This is a genomic window from Yersinia proxima (genome assembly GCF_902170785.1).
Classification (GTDB): domain Bacteria; phylum Pseudomonadota; class Gammaproteobacteria; order Enterobacterales; family Enterobacteriaceae; genus Yersinia; species Yersinia proxima.
Window position 1 is genome coordinate 153,885 of record NZ_CABHYG010000009.1, and the last position, 18,489, is coordinate 172,373.

Here is an 18,489-nt window from a genome sequence, read left to right on the forward strand (position 1 = left end):
TTTAAAAATACGAGCGCAAACGAGCCAACTTACGTAAAAGATAAGGCTGAAATGATGACCGCACAGCAAGAAATTAAACAGCAGGCTACACCAGCTTTATCGCAGATTTTGCTTCGCCGGGATTGGGAAAATCCGCAGGTAACGCAGTACAACCGCCTGGAGGCACACCCACCATTTTACAGTTGGCGTCACCTTGATGCAGCACAAAACGATACATCTTCCCCACAGCGGCAATTACTCAATGGCGTGTGGTCATTTAGCTATTTTACCCAACCAGAATCCGTGCCCGATGAATGGGTTGATCACGATTTACCAGAAGCTGTATCTATGCCGGTGCCGTCCAATTGGCAACGCCAAGGTTATGACACCCCGATTTATACCAATGTGCAATACCCTATTCCCGTTGATCCACCACGAGTGCCAACAAATAACCCAACCGGCTGCTATTCATCTAACTTTACCGTTGATCCCAATTGGCTTTCATCGGGGCAAACCCGCATTATCTTTGATGGTGTGAACTCCGCTTTCTACCTCTGGTGCAATGGCCAGTGGGTTGGATATTCCCAAGATAGTCGTCTACCTGCCGAGTTCGATCTCACTCCTTATCTGAAGGAGGGTAATAACCGCATCGCCGTACTTGTATTACGCTGGAGTGATGGTAGTTATCTGGAAGATCAGGATATGTGGCGGATGAGTGGTATTTTTCGCGATGTTAGCCTGTTGCACAAACCAGATATACATTTGCGTGATATTCACATCTCAACGCATTTATCGCCAGAATTCAGCTCTGCTAATTTAGAGGTGATGGCCGCAGTTAACATTCATCCACTTGATATCAATAACTCACAAGTGACGGCAGCCTATCAGATTCAGGTACAGCTTTGGTTGGCAAATGCGTTGGTTGCTAGTTTGCAACAACCTCTGGGCACTCAAGCCATTGACGAACGTGGCCATTATGCCGATCGCACCTACCTGAGCCTGCGAGTAGAACATCCCTTATTATGGAGCGCGGAACAACCTACACTATATAGAGTTGTCGTCTCGCTGCTGAATAATCAGCAAAAATTGATAGAAGCGGAAGCCTATGATGTTGGCTTCCGTCAAGTGGCCATTCATCAAGGCTTGCTAAAAATTAATGGCAAAGCGGTATTGATTCGTGGAGTGAATCGTCATGAGCATCACCCACAAACGGGCCAGGCTATTGATGAAAAAAGTATGCTGCAAGATATCATTCTGATGAAGCAACATAACTTTAATGCCGTACGATGCTCGCACTACCCCAACCACCCGCTGTGGTATCGCCTGTGCGATCGCTACGGTTTATATGTTGTCGATGAAGCCAATATTGAAACTCATGGGATGCAACCTATGGGGCGATTGGCAGATGATCCACAATGGTTTTCCGCTTTTAGCGAACGCGTTACCCGAATGGTTCAGCGTGATCGTAACCATCCTTGTATTATTATTTGGTCATTGGGCAATGAATCAGGCCACGGTGCCACACACGATGCACTCTATCGTTGGATAAAAACCAATGACCCCACGCGCCCGGTGCAATATGAAGGGGGCGGTGCAAATACTCAAGCCACTGATATTGTTTGCCCAATGTATGCCCGTGTGGATGAAGATCAGCCCTTTCCTGCGGTGCCTAAGTGGGCCATTAAGAAATGGATTGGTTTGCCCAATGAATCTCGTCCATTGATTTTGTGTGAATACGCTCATGCAATGGGGAACAGTTTTGGTGGATTTGCCCGCTATTGGCAGGCGTTTCGCCAATATCCTCGACTACAGGGCGGATTCGTTTGGGATTGGGTCGACCAAAGCCTTACCCGTAATGATGAAAATGGTCACCCTTATTGGGCTTATGGCGGAGACTTTGGCGACAGCCCCAATGATCGTCAATTCTGTATGAATGGATTAGTTTCCCCAGACCGCACCCCGCACCCCAGTTTGTATGAGGCGCAATGCGCGCAACAGTTTTTCCAATTCTCGCTCATTAGCAGCTCGCCGCTGGTGATCAATGTGACCAGTGAATATCTGTTCAGAAACAGTGATAATGAACATCTGTACTGGCGCATTGAGTTAGCCGGTGAATCAATTTTAGACGGGAGTTTCCCGCTAAACCTATCACCTGAGAGCACACAGCATTTCACCCTAACCGAGCGGTTACCTGTTATCAGTGAGCCCGGTGATTTATGGTTGAACATTGAAGTCAGACAGGTAAAAGAAACCCCATGGTCGCCAAGCCGTCACCGTAGCGCCTGGCATCAATGGCGTTTACCACAGTCATTATCGGTCTTGCATCACTCTTTAACTGATTCAGCTACGTCCAATAACCTCAAGTTACATCAAGATGCGCAGCATATTACGGTAGCCCATCAGCAACAATACTGGCAATTTAATCGTCAAACCGGATTACTTGAGCAATGGTATGTAGATGGGGAAAACAGGTTACTTACCCCTTTACGCGATCAATTTGTTCGTGCGCCGCTGGACAACGATATTGGTATCAGTGAGGCAACACGCATTGACCCGAATGCCTGGGTTGAACGCTGGAAAAAAGCTGGAATGTATCAACTGGAGCAACGTTGCTTATCACTGCAAGCAGATACATTGTCTCAGACAATACAAATCAGCGCGGAATATATCTACGAGTTTGCCCAAAAACAGCTGTTACATACACATTGGCTATACCGTTTTGATCAACAAGGGCGCATGACCATCGATGTTCAAGTCCAGGTAGCGACGTCACTCCCCTCTTTAGCAAGGGTCGGTATGTGTTGCCAATTATCTGATGTTTATGAAAATGTCGACTGGTTAGGGTTGGGGCCACACGAAAATTATCCTGACCGTCAACTGTCAGCACAATATAGCCATTGGTCGCACCCCCTTGAGCAGATGCACACTCCCTACATTTTCCCCAGTGAAAATGGGCTGCGCTGCAAAACCAATACTTTGAATTACGGGAATTGGCAATTAACCGGTCAGTTCCATTTTGGTATCAGTCGCTACAGCGCACAGCAACTCATGATGACCAGCCATCAACATTTGCTTAGGCCAGAAGCAGGTACTTGGTTGAATATTGATGGTTTCCATATGGGGGTGGGTGGTGATGACTCATGGAGCCCTAGCGTCCATGCTGATAACTTACTGACTAATGAGATTTATCAATATCAAGTCTGTTGGCAATACAAAGACTCAATCTGATGATAGCAACAGAATTTCTAATACGCCCAGTTTCAGATTTATCCCTATATCGAACTTAAGGAAATATTCCTAGTATCAATATGTTCTAAACATCTCTTAGTCTCGCTTATTGCAATGCAACGAGTCATACATGTACTACTCCTTTGCAAATTTATGCGCTCACCCTATTGGGCGCTTTTTTTGTTTTCTGCTTTCACTCGCCGCTCTCTCCCCTTTGCGCCCTTGTCATAACTTAAGCACATTCACTCCATGAATTATTTAGATTACGGGGCTAAGATAATCACTTCGTCATCGGCACAGCTCCTGACTCAGTATATTCATGTTACAAGAGGAATATTATGACATCGTTAACCCATCTCCCAGCGAACATGGTCGCCATTGAGATTACTCAGCCTGGTGGCCCTGAAGTCTTAACTCCCATTCAGCGCCCTACACCGATGCCCGCTGCGGGTGAAATTTTAGTGAAGGTTTCAGCCGCAGGAGTTAACCGCCCTGATGTCATGCAACGCCGAGGTCAATATGCTCCACCGCCAGGGGCCTCCGATATCCCAGGATTAGAAATTGCAGGTGTTGTAGTTGCAGTCGCTGCTGATGTCACACGATTTAAAATTGGCGACAAAGTGTGTGGGTTAATCGCAGGCGGCGGTTATGCTCAGTATTGCGTTATCCATGAAACCAATGCCTTGTTCATCCCACCCAGTCTGACTGAAATCGAAGCGGCTGCACTACCAGAAACTTTCTTTACTGTGTGGACGAACCTCTTCCAGCGAGGTCATTTTACTGCGGGTGAAACCGTATTAATCCACGGTGGCTCTTCCGGAATAGGCACCACTGCTATACTACTCAGTAAGGCATTTGGTGCTAAAACTGTGATAGTCACTGTGGGCTCCGAAGATAAACGGCAAGCATGTCTGGCATTAGGTGCCGATATCGCCATTAACTATCACACGGAAGATTTTGTTGCCGAGACTAAACGAGCCACTGCAGGGAAAGGGGCTGATGTCATCGTGGATTTGATTGCGGGTGATTATGTCGCGCGTAACTATGAAGCGGCAGCAATGAATGGTCGTATCGTTCAGATTGGCACCCAGAACGGGAATGCCAAAGACCTGAATCTGATGTTAATGTTGCTAAAACGCCTAACTCATACCGGCTCAACATTGCGCTCACGTACTGTGGCAGAAAAAGCGCTTATCGCTAAAGAGCTGGAACAACTGGTTTGGCCATTGTTGGGGGCTGGGAAAATGAAACCACAAATATTTCAGACTTTCCCGTTGGAAGATGCGGCAAAAGCCCATGAATTGATGGAAAGCAGCACGCATATTGGTAAAATCGTCCTGACCGCTTAAGGTGGTTCAGAACAACAATTACCCGAACCATGAAAACTCATCAGGTGAAATTGCAGCATAAGTGCTTGTTTTCATCTGATGATTTAATAATAATCCCGCATTTTCGTCTATCAAACTATAACAGTTTTGCTAACTAATTAATCAAACTGATATGCTTTAAATTTAACTTCTCATGTTATTCTATAACAAACCGCTATGGTTTAACTTATATAGGTTATTCATCACAAGGTCATCATTATGGACATAATTAAAAAAATATTAATCGACGACATCGCAAGAATAAACCAGAAAGAAAAAAGAGATGGCCGGTTAAAATTTAACAGCGATTTTGTCTACAAGCATCCCTATCTTTGTCTTGCAATGTTGGTATCATATTTCTTCGTTTTAGTTTTGATGTACTTAACCCCATATTTTGGCACTGGCTATATGGTGGCCTTCACCGTTTTCTTTGTTTTAATGTCTGCTGTTCTTATGATGGAAATCAAACCCGTATTTAAATTTGAAGATATTGGCATTCTCGATTTACGTGTTTGCTATAACGGTGAATGGTTCTTTAGTCGTGCATTATCGACGCAAGCAATTGATGAAATATTAAATAGTAAAAATATTAGTGATGACTTTAAGATTCGCTTTAAACATATTATCAGTAATAAAGGTGAAATAGACTTTTACGATGTCTATGATCTGGCCTATCTGCAAAAAAAGTCTATGCAAACCAATGAGTCCAATCAAACTGCATCACTCGCCAGCACCACCGCTATCGGACATTAATTATCGGTATGAAGACCCCCTCCCTGCCGAAACTCGGTAGGGAATACAGAACTTCGTCAACTGACCTACTTTTCATCGAATAAACCGTGGCGGCGCTCACACAACCTTTATCTCGGTTGACAACAAAACTCAACTTTTATTGACCAAACCCATTATATTTCTTAGGAAAACATCATTAGCAAATTAAAATGATGCCTATAATAATGTTATTGTTTTTAATAATAAAAGGCATACCGGCATGGACAAGATTGACGAACAATTGATTGCCATTTTAGCAGAGAATTCACGTATTTCCCTGAAAGACCTGGCACAGCAAGTCAGTCTATCCTCACCCAGTACATCGGAGCGCCTACGACGTCTCGAAGAGCGCAATATTATCCGCAGTTACACACTGGATTTGGATCAACGAGCTTTTGGATATCACTTGCAAGCTATTGTGCACGTCAAGCCCTTACCAGGGATGATGCATAAAACTGAAGAAATGATTCAGAATACACCGCAATGTGTTGAGTGTGACAAGGTGGCGGGTAACGACAGTTTTATCAGCCGGCTATATATTCATTCGATGGAGCAACTGGACACTATCACTGACCGATGGGCGGAATATGCCAAAATCCAGACATCAATTGTTAAGTCATCCCCTGTTCTCCGGCGATTACCCCCATTAGCACAATTCCCCAAAGAAAGTAAATTTTGAAATCTGTACCCTGCCTCTCATTTTATCTATAATAAATAGTTATGCTTTACATAATTAATATATAGAAGCGAATAGTTGATGAGCAATAATCACAGCCATGCGTCAGATTCATCGATTCTTACGCTCCCTCATACTCATTGGGGCCAAAATGAAGAGCAAAGTTCCGGTGCTATAGAGGCTCTGGAACAAGGTAAAGTGCTTTTTCTACCCCATCTGGCGTTTGAACTAAGTGAACAGGAAAAGCAACTGCTTAACCCGGCACTGGTTGATGTTAAGCGTAAAAATATCAGCTTCAAACCATTGGATGGCAGCCTGACTGGTGTTACAGATGAAAGCAAAGTGGCATTAACCCGCCAGTTACTTGAGCGCTATTATCGGAGTTGCCTTAGTCTGGTGAATCAGTTATTACCGGAGTATACCTCTGCACTGCACAGCCCGACCAATAGCCTGCGCTTGCATCCGGTTGCCGCCTGGCGCGATAAAACATCATGGCGAAAAGATGATAGCCGCTTGCATGTTGATGCTTTCCCTTCGCGGCCGAATTATGGTGAACGAATCATTCGTATTTTTACCAATATCAACCCTAATAACGAACCCCGTTCGTGGCGTGTAGGCGAAAACTTCACACAATTAGCCCGCCGCTATTTGCCGCAGCTCGATAGCTATTCTCCTGTCAGCAGTTGGTTGCAACATAAAGTTGGGATCACTAAGCGCCGCAGGAGCCATTACGACCATCTGATGCTTCAACTGCATGACAAAATGAAATCAGATGCCGATTACCAAAAAAATGGCATGCAACAAGCTATTGATTTCCCATCAGGCAGCAGTTGGATCTGTTTTTCAGATCAAACACCTCATGCCGCGATGGGAGGACAATTTATGTTAGAACAAACGTTCCTTCTGCCAGTTGAAGGGATGAAAGACCCCCAACAATCCCCGTTAAAAATTCTGGAATCATTAACGCAGAAGCCACTGATATAACATTTCGCTTTCTGTTGCCGACTCCCTACTGAAATTCTGCTGACGAAGCGGATTTTCAGTAGACATATTTCCCGAAAAAAAATGCTTATACGACTTGATCCCTGATAAAAAAATAAATATCATTTTCCACAGAATGTAAGCCAACTCCATATATATTTAGGTGTGAACATTACGCCCGACAGTTATTGAACCTTATCAGATAACTATTGGAGGTTAATATGGTTAAGGTCTATGACAGAAACAGAAACCAAATTATTCCTGGCAAACGTGTGATGGTCGCACAAACTGGGGAAATTGACGTAGCAAAAGCTATTCATGCTGAAGGTCTGGCACCCGTACAGGCAGAGCGCGCGCCGGTTGTAGAGTTACAGCATACCGGTGAACGCTATGTACCGTTCGATTTAGTCAGACTGGGCTAATCGTATTTAAACTGTAGTAGTATTTAAACTGTAGTACTTCCGCTAATTGCAACATTGCTTTCAGTGCGTTAGTCACTTTATTGCCGGAGTTTTTCTGTATTTACCAGAAAATTCCGGCTTTTTTTATTTATATAATTCCAGCCATTATCAGACTCAGGATAATAACATATGACAATAAGTCCACAGTGCAACATCCTATTACAAAATGGACTGTTATCTTACCCGATTGATATTAGTGAGCATCGGATAGGTTCAACTTAAATATGGCATGCAGGCTCTATCACTTGGGCAACTTTCTTTTGGAAAGTCTCTAGTTGGCAAAGTTTGTTATCACCTTCGTTCTCACAACCTTCAATGGCGATCGGGACAATTCTTGCCGGGTTATTTTTTAAATCTAATTTTTCAGCATTCCTCAGTTGATCCATTGTTTGATAAAACATTTTCACGGCGACATAGCGCTGATGATTATCTGGATTCTGCCATAGTTCAAAGACTAATCCCCCCCCAGGCGGGGTGTTATCTGGTTGCTGAGGTAATTGCCAATTGGCCCCTAACATACCGGCGATATTAGCAATATTGGTGTCATGCCCCCCGAGGAACAGCAATTTGGTTTGTGGCGATAGTGGCAGTGTTTGCCCTTGGGCATCGCGTTGTAACACTAATGCCGTATCAATTTGTTGCAACAACGGAGTCCCTTTATGGCGGGCGATATAAGGGGTTTTGGCCATTAAATCGAACTGCACATTATGCAATGACAATAACGAAACCCAGTTATCTTCACCGCTGAGACGGTGCCAGGCCACATCCGGCATAGCTTGTGAGTTTTGTAACAGGAAAATTTCACCCAATGTCGATGATAGTGCCAGTGGCCCACTCAGAGAAACTTTAGTGCCTTCTTCGTTTACCTTAATTTCATTTGCCGTAAAAGTGGCAAAATCACAAGTTTTTCCATTCTGCTGCAGTGACTTACAATAAGGTGAAGCGGTAAAATTCAGCACTTCGCCCATCTGGGCAAAGGGTTTGGCATAGCGCTGGCTCAGATCACTCAATGGCCCGCCCAATCGCTCCGCAACAGCCTGATGCGTTTTCGCTGAGTCCAGTTTACAGACCCCCGCTTCGACGGTATGAAATAGCGGGTCAACTTTCTTCAAATCAGCCTGATAATGTACTTTCAGACCACAATCCGGTGCGATCCCATCCAAGAATGCCTGTCCGGTTAAGCGGGTTCGTTGGTCAATATCTGCCTGTGCATAGACGGTTCCATCTACCGGACACCCCGCAGACAATAACCCTTGGCTGCGGAAATAATCACCATAAAACCCCCCCATCAAGGTCACTAACTCAGCCCCTCGCGGCGTCAAATAGCCCGCTTTTACCGGCCATTGAGGCCATTCATCAGGGGTAACATCATTCATTAACTGGGTTTGTTTTGTCGGGGAGCGAACGCCATGGCGACTCAAAATAACCACGCGCTCCAAAGTGTAGCCGGTCGGCGGTGTCGCAATCGGGGCAGCACCTGCTGTAAAACAGCCCATTATCAAAGTGAGTGCGGATAAGTGCAGATATTTCTTTGCAACTGACATAATTTTATATCCTTATTAAAACTACGAATATTTTTGCCCTATCGAGTATGGTTGACGATCGCGGGCCTCACAATGCGGAAAAACAACAAACATCCGTTTCAAATGGGATAGAAAGACGAAAAATTTTAAGCTGGAACGCCCTAAACTTGATTCGCTTCTCATTGTTAGAACGATATTTAGCCGATTATGTTATTAACAACACTAATACTTAAAGGAGGTATAACCCCGCACTATCAATCCGGTTACCAACCGGACAGTATTTAGCGCAATAGGGTTGATGGATATAGCCCGTCATCCAGCGGCTATACATACAAATTATTAAGGAGTCTGACATGCGGAAAGCAGGCGATATCGACAGAGTTATGTCGGCCAGACAACTTCCCAATAAAGCCGTAGCCCTGATTCTTGCTGGCGGCCGCGGTTCACGTCTTAAAGACCTTACGTCTGTCCGAGCAAAACCCGCAGTTCACTTCGGCGGAAAATACCGCATTATCGACTTCGCACTATCAAATTGCCTTAATTCGGGCATTCGCCGTATCGGCGTAATAACTCAGTATCAGTCTCATACCTTGGTGCAACACATCCAGCATGGCTGGTCATTTCTCAGTGAAGAGATGAACGAATTTGTTGATTTATTGCCCGCGCAACAACGTCAAGGACGAGAACACTGGTACACCGGCACCGCAGATGCTGTTTTCCAGAATCTGGATATTATCCGCCGTTATCGTGCTGAATATGTGGTAATTCTGGCCGGTGATCATATCTATAAGATGGATTACTCGCGCATGCTGCTCGATCACGTAGAAAGTGGTGCGGCTTGTACTGTAGCTTGCATTGAAGTCCCCAAGACGGAAGCGACGGCCTTTGGTGTGATGGAAGTTTCCGAACAGCTACAGGTGAAAATGTTTTGGGAAAAACCCGAAGATCCCCCTACTCTGCCCGGTAAACCCAATAGCAGTCTGGCCAGCATGGGGATTTATGTCTTTAATGCGGAGTTCCTGTTTGGCCTACTTGAAAGTGATCACGCGGACGAAAACAGTAGCCATGATTTTGGTAAAGATATTCTGCCGAAAATCACCGAACAGGGTCATGTTTGGGCACATCCGTTTTCATTATCTTGTGTCTCCACTTCACCCGACGCTCCTGATTATTGGCGTGATGTCGGAACATTAGATGCCTATTGGCAAGCTAACCTCGATCAGGCGGCTATTACACCAGAGCTGGATATGTATGATTCACATTGGCCAATACGTACTTATGCCGAGCCATTGCCACCGGCAAAATTTGTTCAGGATCGCTCTGGCAGTCATGGCATGACCATGAATACATTGGTGTCCGGCGGCTGTTTTATCTCCGGTTCAGTGGTGGTCAACTCGGTACTATTTTCCCGCGTGCGGGTTAATTCATTTTGCAATATCGATTCTTGTGTATTACTCCCCGACGTCAATGTGGGACGCTCTTGTCGGTTACACCGCTGTGTGGTAGACCGCGCCAGTACTATCCCCGAAGGCATGGTCATTGGTGAAAACGCAGATGAAGATGCTCGCCGTTTTTATCGTTCGGACAGCGGTATTGTATTGGTCACCCGAGAGATGTTGGCGAAGCTATAACGCCAGAGTGTTATCAATGTTGGGACGAGCAGACATGGACAAGTAGGGAATAATTTATATAATCAGACCAAACGAATAAAAGGGTCTGAATATGTCATTTACTGAATGGGTGATTTTGGGTGTAGTGATTGGTTGTGCCGTTGGAGCCTTACTGAAAATATTTGGCAAGAAAAAAGACAACTAGCCCTTTCCGTTCCCTCATGACTTCAAAAGCGGCCATTATCGGCCGCTTCTCGTATCGACTGACTCATCACTATTAGTGCGTAACAGGGACCGTAACTTAACACCACCAGCAAAACTTAGTGTGGGAAATATCTCGCGTAGCAATACGCTACCACATGACTCCGGTGAATAAAGTCCATTAATCTACGTTTAATCAGAAAAAATAGAGAAGAACCCGAATACATCTTCTATAAAAAACAAAAAAACACGAATTAAATCAATAAATAAAATCAACCATTCAATTTTAAATTCAGACTTATCTTTATATTACATGGCCTAAACTATCTGTAAGAACATATAAATAGCATTCCAATATTCACTGATTAAGATAGAAAATCTGCTTTAGCCATTATATTTTTAATTAACCATATTCCTTTCCATTTTCATTAAAGTTAAATATTGAGATGGCGTAATATTTCAGTCATTTTCCTTATTGTAACCCTAAGCTAATTTTTAACTTTGCTATCCAATAAAAAGCATATTGGATCAGTATCTTACTAAGCGCACAGCCCTTTATACTCAGAACATTATGACTTTTATAATGGTAATACCCGATGGATTATTATCTCGGAATTGACGTAGGAACCTCAAAAGTAAAATCAGTACTATTTGACGCTCATTTTAATGAGTGTCTGGTTGCATCGGTCAATAATCTCACTTTATCTCCCCATTCCGGCTATGCAGAACAAGATATGCAAAGCCTTTGGCTTGGGGTGATTTCCACCTTGAAAACAGTGATGGACTCGCCTTTATTACGGCGAAATAAAATTCGATCTATTGGCATAACCGGGCAAGGAGAAGGTGTCTGGTTAGTTGATAGACAGGGGCGACCGGTACGTAATGCTATCTTGTGGAGTGACACACGTAGCGCCGCATTGGTTGAGTATTTTAAGCAGCAACCGGGTCTGGAAGAGCAACTGTTCGCCATCAGCGGCACGCCGTTATTGCCATGCAATAGCAGCATGATCCTCCGTTGGTTACAGCAATATGAACCTGAAACATTGGCACAAGCAGACCGCTTCTTTTTTGCCAAAGACTGGATTCGCTATCAACTAACCGGAGAATCCTGGCTGGAAGTCAGTGATACCGGCACCTCATTACTCGATTTGCAGCGCGGTGAGTTATCAAATGAGGTTTTGTCGCAATTAGGAATAGCGAATACTGCCCGATTATTCCCCCCGTTGTTGCCATCAGCCGCTATTGCAGGTCACATCACCACGCAGGTCGCGCAAATTACCGGATTAGACGTGGGTATACCTGTTTGTGCCGGTGCGCTGGATGTGTCGGCAACCGCACTAGGAATAGGGGCAGTGAATCATGGCGATGTATATACCATCCTCGGCACCACTTGCTGTACCGGCATTGTTTGCAATGATCTCACACGGATTAATCGACAAACCCGCTTTATTCCTCATGCATTAAGTGGCAATTACATCAATCTATTTGCTCTGCAATCCGGCACCCCCAATATTGATTGGGCGCTGTCACAACTGACCGACAGCAACGATTTCTCGCAAATCAGCACCCAACTTGAAGCCGTGCCAGCCGGTTGTAACGGGGTATTTTATCAACCCTATATTAATGGCGAACGGGCACCATTTTATAGCCCATCAGCGCGCGCCGGTTTTTTCGGGATCAGTCAACACACCACTGACCACCACCTGTTACGGGCAGTTTTTGAAGGTCTGGCATATGCCATTAAGGATTCTCTCGCTGATTATCCTGCGGGTGGACGTTTGTATTTGGCCGGTGGTGGTGCGGCTTCCAGACTGTGGTTGCAAATTATTGCTGATTGCACCGGCCGCGAGGTCATCACCCAGCAAGTAAAAGAGTTGGGTGCCCGTGGCGCCGCCATGCTGGCAGCTCAAGCCATCGGACAACCAGCTTCTCTGGTAGATTCACTCGATGACATCACGGCTTGCGCTCCCGACCCACAACAAATGCCTACCTATAACGCACTTTACCCTGTTTTCCGTCAACTACGCGACGCGCTACAGCCCGTTTGGCAAGCCAGAGAACAGGCCTTAAGCAAACTTAATGCTGCTAAACATCTTCCTCAATTTCAGGACAATCTATGAAAACGCTCTTTACCGCAGAATATGCCGGCAGTCTGGACCATTTCCATCAGCTTGGCGAACTGGTTATCAGTGGCTGGGCGGCGGGAGAACCCAAACTGGGTGAAGAACAGTTGATTGCACTCGGCCACGATGCTGATTTTCTGGTCACCAGTTATGATGATATTACTGCCCATGTGATTAAAGCCTGCCCGCAGCTGAAGCTCATTGCCTGCACTCGTGCCAATCCGGTCAATATCGATGTGAATGCGGCAACAGAGCGGGGAATTCCGGTTATTTATACTCCGGGGCGCAATTCCGATGCAGCGGCAGAATTAACAATTGCACTGATGCTGAATCTGGCCCGCCACATTCCGCAGGCCCATAGCGCTTTAAAACGGGGACAATTCACTGCAACTACACCGGGCAATGCCGGGCTTAAGACTGACGTGGTGTGGGATGTAACCAAAGACAGCCCTTATGAAGTGTTTAAGGGCGTGGAATTACGCAATAAAACCTTGGGAATTGTCGGTTATGGCAGTATTGGGCAGCGCGTTGGGCGTATTGCGCGAGCATTCGGCATGCGGCTGTTGGTAGCCGACCCTTATGTTTCAGAGGTCGAATTGGACGAGCCAGGCATCCACAAAACCACATTGGAGCTGCTCTTCAGTCGGTCTGACTTTGTCACTCTACATGTGAAAGTCACCCCGCAAACCGAAGGATTAATTGATGCACGCTTGTTTTCACTAATGAAACCAGAGGCTTATTTTATCAATACGTCACGCGCGGCGGTGGTCGTTGAGCAACATTTAGTTGATGCCTTGCGGCACAAACAATTAGCCGGTGCGGCATTAGACGTCTATGCCCATGAGCCGATCCACGCCAATCACCCTTTTATTCATGAGTTTGATAATGTGGTTATCACGCCACATATTGCAGGTGCTACTCATGAGACTCTGGTTAAACATACCGCCATGATTGCACAGGACATTGAACGTTTTCTACGTAATGAACCTTTATTATATCGCTATTAGTGAGCAGTGCTTTTCAGTTCAATCTGGGGGTATGTGCCATAAAATCAAGCGTATGCGCCCAATTCACCACTCCGGCATCCGATCCTAAACCGGTTGCTACTAATCCCGCGACTGCTGAACCGAGTTCACAAGCCTGTTCCAGTGACCAACCATTAGCTAACCCGGCAATAAATCCACCGCAGTAACTGTCACCACAGCCGGTCGTATCTGACACGGCCACCTGATAGGCGGGCACACGGAAATTATGGTGCGAACTTATCACATAAGACCCTTGCGCCCCGGCTTTAAAAATACAGGTACCCACGCCTAAATCGAGGAAAAACTGCCCAATATCCTGCGGATTATCCAGACCAGAGATAAAAGCAGCCTCTTCTAATGCTGGCATAAAATAATCAATAGCAGCAAGCATGGGTTTTAATAATGATAGCGTTTGTGAGTTGGGCGCGATGAGATCAAAACTGGTAACCACGCCTTTGCTTTTTGCATGATGCAAAAGTCGCGCGCTTTGGCCTTTGTCCATCGCAGCCAGCAACCCGCTGCCGCCGTGATGTAAAAATCGGGTATCACATACCCTATCAAAATCAGTATCGTCGACATACCAATGGTCAGAGGCCCCTCGACAATGCAATGCAGGGCGCTCACCATCGGGTCGAATAGTCAAAATTGTGGCTGAGGTTTCTGCTTGCGTGGTGCGCTGGATAAGCGAGCTATCAATCCCCAACTTATGATAAACACTCAGAATAAAATCGGCTTTCTCATCCTCTCCCAGACAAGCAGAAGTCGCGGTATGAATACCCAACTTGGCGGCATTCATCGCCGCACCACTGGCAGTCCCCGCCGGGTTAAGACGAATTTGATCGATAAAATGCACCCCACCCTTTTCAGGAATACCGGTGACCGGACGCCCGGCAATATCTAAAATGGTCAGGCCAACAAATACCGCATCAAATTTACTCACTGCATTTCCTTATTCGTATGCTACTGCACGTTGGGAGCGTTTAAGATTGCGCTGGATAAATGACAGTGCCAACGCACCGACCAAAATAATGCCGGTCAATGCATCTTTAACAATAAAATCAAGGCCTAATAGATTTAAACCATTGGCAACCATGCCAAGAAACAGTACGCCGACGAGAGTGCCTGGAACATTCGGTCGCCCCTGAGCATGAAAAGCCGTACCGATAAATACGGCAGCAATGGCATCCAGCAAATAGGCCTGACCCGCAAGGGGCGTAAACTGGCGCAAGTTTGCGGATAAGATCACCCCGCCTAATGCACAGGTCACGGAGGTAATAATTAATGTCCAGAACAAATAGCGTTTTACCCGAATACCAGCTGCATTTGCCGCCTGACTGTTCAGCCCCAGTGCATGAATGCGCTTACCAAAGATGGTGCGTTCAAAAAAGATAAAATAGAGCAGAAACAGTACCCCGGCAAAAATCACCGGTAAGGGAATATTGGCCCATGACCCCACCGCCAGATTGTGATATTCCTGCGCCATACGCCGGAAAGCGATCGGCCCACCGCCATCAGTATAAATCCGCTCCACACTGCTGCCGATGAAATAAGTCCCCAATGTCGCCAGAAAAGGTTTAACGTTACACCAAACAATTAAGAAGGCATTTAGCAAGCCAATTAATGCGCCTCCCGCCAGAGCGGCAAATATCGCCACTTGCCAGGATAATTGGTATTGCTTGAGGGCGATAAGCGCAAAAGCTGCACCAAAATCCAGTGCCACCCCGACCGACAGATCTATCCCGCCAGCCGTCACCACCAAGGTCATCGCCAGCGCTACAATCAGTAGGATGGCATTCCCTTGTAATAGATTCTGCAGATTACCAGTCGAGAAAAAGGCCTGTGTTTTCAATGAGAAAAAAATAAAAAAGGCGGCTAATATTAAAACAAACCCATACTGAATGAGTAAGTACTTCAGAGCAGGCAAGACCCGTTGACGGTTTTGAATGTTCACATTTTTCATCAGTAACGCCCGCCAGACTTCAATGCCGAGGTCGCTAATACCAGTAATATCAGCGCACCTTTTATTGCCCCAACCCAGAAAATGTCGACGCGCAATAACGCCAACCCATTCGATAACGCATTCACTAGCAAAGCGCCGAGCAATGCGCCGCCAATCGTCACGATCCGTCGACGTGAAAATGCAGAACCGATAAACGTAGCAAGAACCATTTCTAGCAATAATGACTCTTCAGTCCCAGGCGAGCTTCCAGACCCACGCGCCACCAGCGCTAATGCGGCCAACACGGCGGTGAGCGCGGCCAACATGTATGATTGCGCCACCAGCCGTTTAACCGGTAAACCCGACATTTCTGCTGCTTCGCGATTGCCGCCACTCGCCTGCAAATGTAACCCCCAGCGAGTTCGGTAGAGAACAAAGAGCAATACGGCAAATATGATCAACATAAACCAAACGGCAACCGGCAATTGCCAGTAGCGATTGTCGCGAAAAGCCACCATCGCGGTATCGGTCACGCTTATACGTCTTTGCTGAGTTATTAGGTTAGCTATGCCGATAATGGCGACGGAGCTGGCCAATGTCGCCAGTAATGGCGGCAATCTGACCCAAACCACCAACACGGCATTGACTGCACCCGCCAGTAATGAGGCACCCAACGCCCAGATAGCGATGGTCAAATAACCTGCACCTTGATTGGTCAGCCCATCACTGATGATGGCCGCAGCCAAAACGGCAATCGCTGGCAGCGAAATATCGATACCACCCGAAACAACATCATCTCCACCGCCGGTCACCACACAAACTAAACCGTAACAGAGAATAGCCAGTGGCACGGTCTGGCGCAGAATGGTGGTGATATTTTGCCATCCGAGAAAATAAGGTGCCTGTACACAAAGAAAAAGTAATAAAGCCGCGAACAGTAATATTGGTATGTTATCAATAAATTGCTGTTGATTCGGCAAGAAACGTTTGCCCACAAAAGGCTTGTTTTTCACCTGCCCGTGACTGAGTTGGCTCATATCTGTGCCTCCTGTTCTGACAGTGGCGACGTAGAGGCTGTGCTGCCGGTGGTTAATGCCAGTAAAGCCTCCTGAGTTAAGTCTTGTGTTGAAACTTCTGCCACCAACTCACCGCGTAACATCACCAAAATGCGGTCACATAATCCGATAAGTTCACTGGCATCACTGGAGGAAACCAATATACTTTTGCCGCTAGCCACCAATGATTCAACCAATTGATAAATCTCAGCTCTGGCCCCCATATCCACACCCAATGTTGGTTCATCCAAAATAAACAGATTGGCATCGGTTGCCAGCCAACGGGCTAAAATCACTTTCTGTTGATTGCCACCGCTGAGAAAGCGAACCGGTTGGCGAAGATTATTCGGCCGAATACGCAGACGATTTGCCAGCTCCTTGGCGCGTGCGGCCGCTTTACCGCGTTGTTCCCAGCCGGCCAAGGCCACATCGGATAATGACGCCAAATTAATGTTATCGGTCACCGGCATCTCCAGCACCAATCCCTGGTGGCGTCTATCTCGTGGCACCAGCACAATACCCTGTGCAATAGCCTGGGCGGGAGAGAGAATGGATTGTGACTTGCCATTGATAGTGATGCTCCCACTACTTGGCCGTTGCAGGCCGTAGAGGGTGTCAATGAGCGCATCTCGCCCTGACCCCAATAGACCGGCGATACCGACGACTTCACCTTCAGCAACCTGAAAACTCAGAGAAGAAAATGCACGATTAACTCGCAGTTGGTTAACTTCAAGTCGGGGTTTTAATGCCGTTTTAGCGCGTCGCGGGGCAAACAGCGCATCAAGGTCTCGGCCAATCATCAAACGGATTAATGGCACAATATCCTGTTGCGTTACCGGAGATAAGGTTTCGATATCCTTCCCGTTACGAAATACTGTTACACGGTCGCACCACTCTGTTATTTCCGACAAGTAATGTGAGATATAAATAATGGCAATACCACGTACTTTTAATTCACTGATTGCGGCAAACACCCGCTGTGCTTCACTGGCTTCCAACGGGGCTGTCGGTTCGTCAAACACCACCAACCGCGCCTGACCATCAATCAGCGCCCGGGCAATTTGTACTAGTTTGCGTTCAGCAATACTCAGTTCGCTGATTAAGGTATTGCCATTAATCTCAGTATTCAGAATTTGGCTGAAAAATTGCTCTGTCTTTTGTCGCATCGCACGTTTATCCAAACCCAGCCACGGGTGGCGTAATTCTTGCCCCATAAAAACGGATTCAGTCACGGTAAAGTGCGGGATTAAATGCAATTCCTGGTGGATAAAGCGGATACCACTGGCGTGAACAGTTTTAGCCGTAACGGGATTAAGCCGTTCACCATCAACGATAATTTCGCCGCTATCCGCTTGATAAACCCCTGCAAGAATCTTAATCAAGGTTGATTTGCCAGCGCCATTTTCACCAATAAGGCCGTGTATCTCTCCCGGAAGAACCCGCAGCACTGCACCATCCAGTGCCAGAGTTCCCGGAAACGACTTTCTAATATTGTTCATTTCAAGGCCCCCCACGGCGTGGGTGCCTGAATAAGCAGAATATGTCATGGT

14 protein-coding genes are annotated in these 18,489 nt (G+C 46.3%); 9 read left to right on the forward strand and 5 right to left on the reverse strand.

Features of this window, described 5'->3' with window-relative positions:
* The first annotated feature begins 54 nt into the window (after positions 1 to 54).
* The 6 genes from FTB31_RS07335 to ydfZ all read left to right on the forward strand — a co-directional run bounded on the left by FTB31_RS07335 (position 55) and on the right by ydfZ (position 7,424).
* Complete coding sequence (locus FTB31_RS07335; RefSeq protein ID WP_227731251.1) at positions 55 to 3,207, forward strand: beta-galactosidase; 3,153 nt, start codon at positions 55 to 57, stop codon at positions 3,205 to 3,207.
* Positions 3,208 to 3,545: 338 nt separating this feature from the next.
* On the forward strand, positions 3,546 to 4,556 hold the full coding sequence (locus FTB31_RS07340) for an NAD(P)H-quinone oxidoreductase (protein WP_050075343.1): 1,011 nt from the start codon (positions 3,546 to 3,548) through the stop codon (positions 4,554 to 4,556).
* 237 nt (positions 4,557 to 4,793) lie between these two features.
* On the forward strand, positions 4,794 to 5,327 hold the full coding sequence (locus FTB31_RS07345) for a YlaC family protein (protein ID WP_077174921.1): 534 nt from the start codon (positions 4,794 to 4,796) through the stop codon (positions 5,325 to 5,327).
* A gap of 238 nt (positions 5,328 to 5,565) precedes the next feature.
* Positions 5,566 to 6,024, forward strand: a complete 459-nt coding sequence (locus tag FTB31_RS07350) for an Lrp/AsnC family transcriptional regulator (RefSeq protein WP_050075341.1) — start codon at positions 5,566 to 5,568, stop codon at positions 6,022 to 6,024.
* A gap of 78 nt (positions 6,025 to 6,102) precedes the next feature.
* Complete coding sequence (locus FTB31_RS07355) at positions 6,103 to 7,005, forward strand: Kdo hydroxylase family protein (protein WP_050075340.1); 903 nt, start codon at positions 6,103 to 6,105, stop codon at positions 7,003 to 7,005.
* Positions 7,006 to 7,223: 218 nt separating this feature from the next.
* A complete protein-coding gene (ydfZ, locus tag FTB31_RS07360; protein WP_050075339.1) occupies positions 7,224 to 7,424 on the forward strand; it encodes a putative selenium delivery protein YdfZ in 201 nt (66 codons plus the stop codon).
* A 257-nt stretch (positions 7,425 to 7,681) separates the two neighbouring features.
* Here ydfZ and FTB31_RS07365 read toward each other — a convergent pair whose 3' ends face one another.
* Positions 7,682 to 9,007 carry an AppA family phytase/histidine-type acid phosphatase gene (locus FTB31_RS07365; protein WP_227728857.1) on the reverse strand — a complete coding sequence of 442 codons (1,326 nt, stop codon included), beginning with the start codon at positions 9,005 to 9,007 and terminating at the stop codon, positions 7,682 to 7,684.
* 332 nt (positions 9,008 to 9,339) lie between these two features.
* On the opposite strand from FTB31_RS07365, the gene glgC reads away from it, so the two are divergent.
* The 3 genes from glgC (at position 9,340) to FTB31_RS07380 (ending at position 13,927) form a co-directional block, all read left to right on the forward strand.
* Positions 9,340 to 10,617 (forward strand): glucose-1-phosphate adenylyltransferase, encoded by a 1,278-nt coding sequence (gene glgC / locus FTB31_RS07370; RefSeq protein ID WP_050075337.1) that lies wholly within the window; start codon positions 9,340 to 9,342, stop codon positions 10,615 to 10,617.
* Positions 10,618 to 11,393: 776 nt separating this feature from the next.
* Positions 11,394 to 12,917 carry an FGGY-family carbohydrate kinase gene (locus FTB31_RS07375; RefSeq protein WP_077174918.1) on the forward strand — a complete coding sequence of 508 codons (1,524 nt, stop codon included), beginning with the start codon at positions 11,394 to 11,396 and terminating at the stop codon, positions 12,915 to 12,917.
* Positions 12,914 to 13,927: a 2-hydroxyacid dehydrogenase gene (locus tag FTB31_RS07380; RefSeq protein WP_077174917.1), complete on the forward strand. Its 1,014-nt coding sequence runs from the start codon at positions 12,914 to 12,916 to the stop codon at positions 13,925 to 13,927. Before FTB31_RS07375 ends, FTB31_RS07380 begins: the two co-directional genes overlap by 4 nt.
* Positions 13,928 to 13,940: 13 nt before the next feature.
* On the opposite strand, the gene FTB31_RS07385 is transcribed toward FTB31_RS07380, so the two are convergent.
* From FTB31_RS07385 to FTB31_RS07400, 4 genes are read right to left on the reverse strand one after another with little or no spacing between them, the layout of a single operon-like run.
* A complete protein-coding gene (locus FTB31_RS07385) occupies positions 13,941 to 14,885 on the reverse strand; it encodes a carbohydrate kinase family protein (RefSeq protein ID WP_227719566.1) in 945 nt (314 codons plus the stop codon).
* A gap of 9 nt (positions 14,886 to 14,894) precedes the next feature.
* The gene (locus tag FTB31_RS07390; RefSeq protein WP_175631687.1) at positions 14,895 to 15,905 is read right to left on the reverse strand and encodes an ABC transporter permease; all 1,011 of its coding nucleotides are present in this window, start codon (positions 15,903 to 15,905) and stop codon (positions 14,895 to 14,897) included.
* On the reverse strand, positions 15,905 to 16,921 hold the full coding sequence (locus tag FTB31_RS07395; protein WP_227731252.1) for an ABC transporter permease: 1,017 nt from the start codon (positions 16,919 to 16,921) through the stop codon (positions 15,905 to 15,907). Before FTB31_RS07395 ends, FTB31_RS07390 begins: the two co-directional genes overlap by 1 nt.
* Positions 16,918 to 18,486, reverse strand: a complete 1,569-nt coding sequence (locus FTB31_RS07400) for a sugar ABC transporter ATP-binding protein (protein ID WP_050075331.1) — start codon at positions 18,484 to 18,486, stop codon at positions 16,918 to 16,920. Before FTB31_RS07400 ends, FTB31_RS07395 begins: the two co-directional genes overlap by 4 nt.
* Positions 18,487 to 18,489 lie beyond the last annotated feature (3 nt).

What these genes read in the sequence shown, in the direction of transcription:
- FTB31_RS07335 (WP_227731251.1), top strand. Translation starts at nt 55, where the DNA reads ATGACCGCACAGCAAGAAATTAAACAGCAGGCTACACCAGCTTTATCG.
- FTB31_RS07340 (WP_050075343.1), top strand. Translation starts at nt 3,546, where the DNA reads ATGACATCGTTAACCCATCTCCCAGCGAACATGGTCGCCATTGAGATT.
- FTB31_RS07345 (WP_077174921.1), top strand. Translation starts at nt 4,794, where the DNA reads ATGGACATAATTAAAAAAATATTAATCGACGACATCGCAAGAATAAAC.
- FTB31_RS07350 (WP_050075341.1), top strand. Translation starts at nt 5,566, where the DNA reads ATGGACAAGATTGACGAACAATTGATTGCCATTTTAGCAGAGAATTCA.
- FTB31_RS07355 (WP_050075340.1), top strand. Translation starts at nt 6,103, where the DNA reads ATGAGCAATAATCACAGCCATGCGTCAGATTCATCGATTCTTACGCTC.
- ydfZ (WP_050075339.1), top strand. Translation starts at nt 7,224, where the DNA reads ATGGTTAAGGTCTATGACAGAAACAGAAACCAAATTATTCCTGGCAAA.
- FTB31_RS07365 (WP_227728857.1), bottom strand. Translation starts at nt 9,007, where the DNA reads ATGTCAGTTGCAAAGAAATATCTGCACTTATCCGCACTCACTTTGATA.
- glgC (WP_050075337.1), top strand. Translation starts at nt 9,340, where the DNA reads ATGCGGAAAGCAGGCGATATCGACAGAGTTATGTCGGCCAGACAACTT.
- FTB31_RS07375 (WP_077174918.1), top strand. Translation starts at nt 11,394, where the DNA reads ATGGATTATTATCTCGGAATTGACGTAGGAACCTCAAAAGTAAAATCA.
- FTB31_RS07380 (WP_077174917.1), top strand. Translation starts at nt 12,914, where the DNA reads ATGAAAACGCTCTTTACCGCAGAATATGCCGGCAGTCTGGACCATTTC.
- FTB31_RS07390 (WP_175631687.1), bottom strand. Translation starts at nt 15,905, where the DNA reads ATGAAAAATGTGAACATTCAAAACCGTCAACGGGTCTTGCCTGCTCTG.
- FTB31_RS07395 (WP_227731252.1), bottom strand. Translation starts at nt 16,921, where the DNA reads ATGAGCCAACTCAGTCACGGGCAGGTGAAAAACAAGCCTTTTGTGGGC.
- FTB31_RS07400 (WP_050075331.1), bottom strand. Translation starts at nt 18,486, where the DNA reads ATGACATATTCTGCTTATTCAGGCACCCACGCCGTGGGGGGCCTTGAA.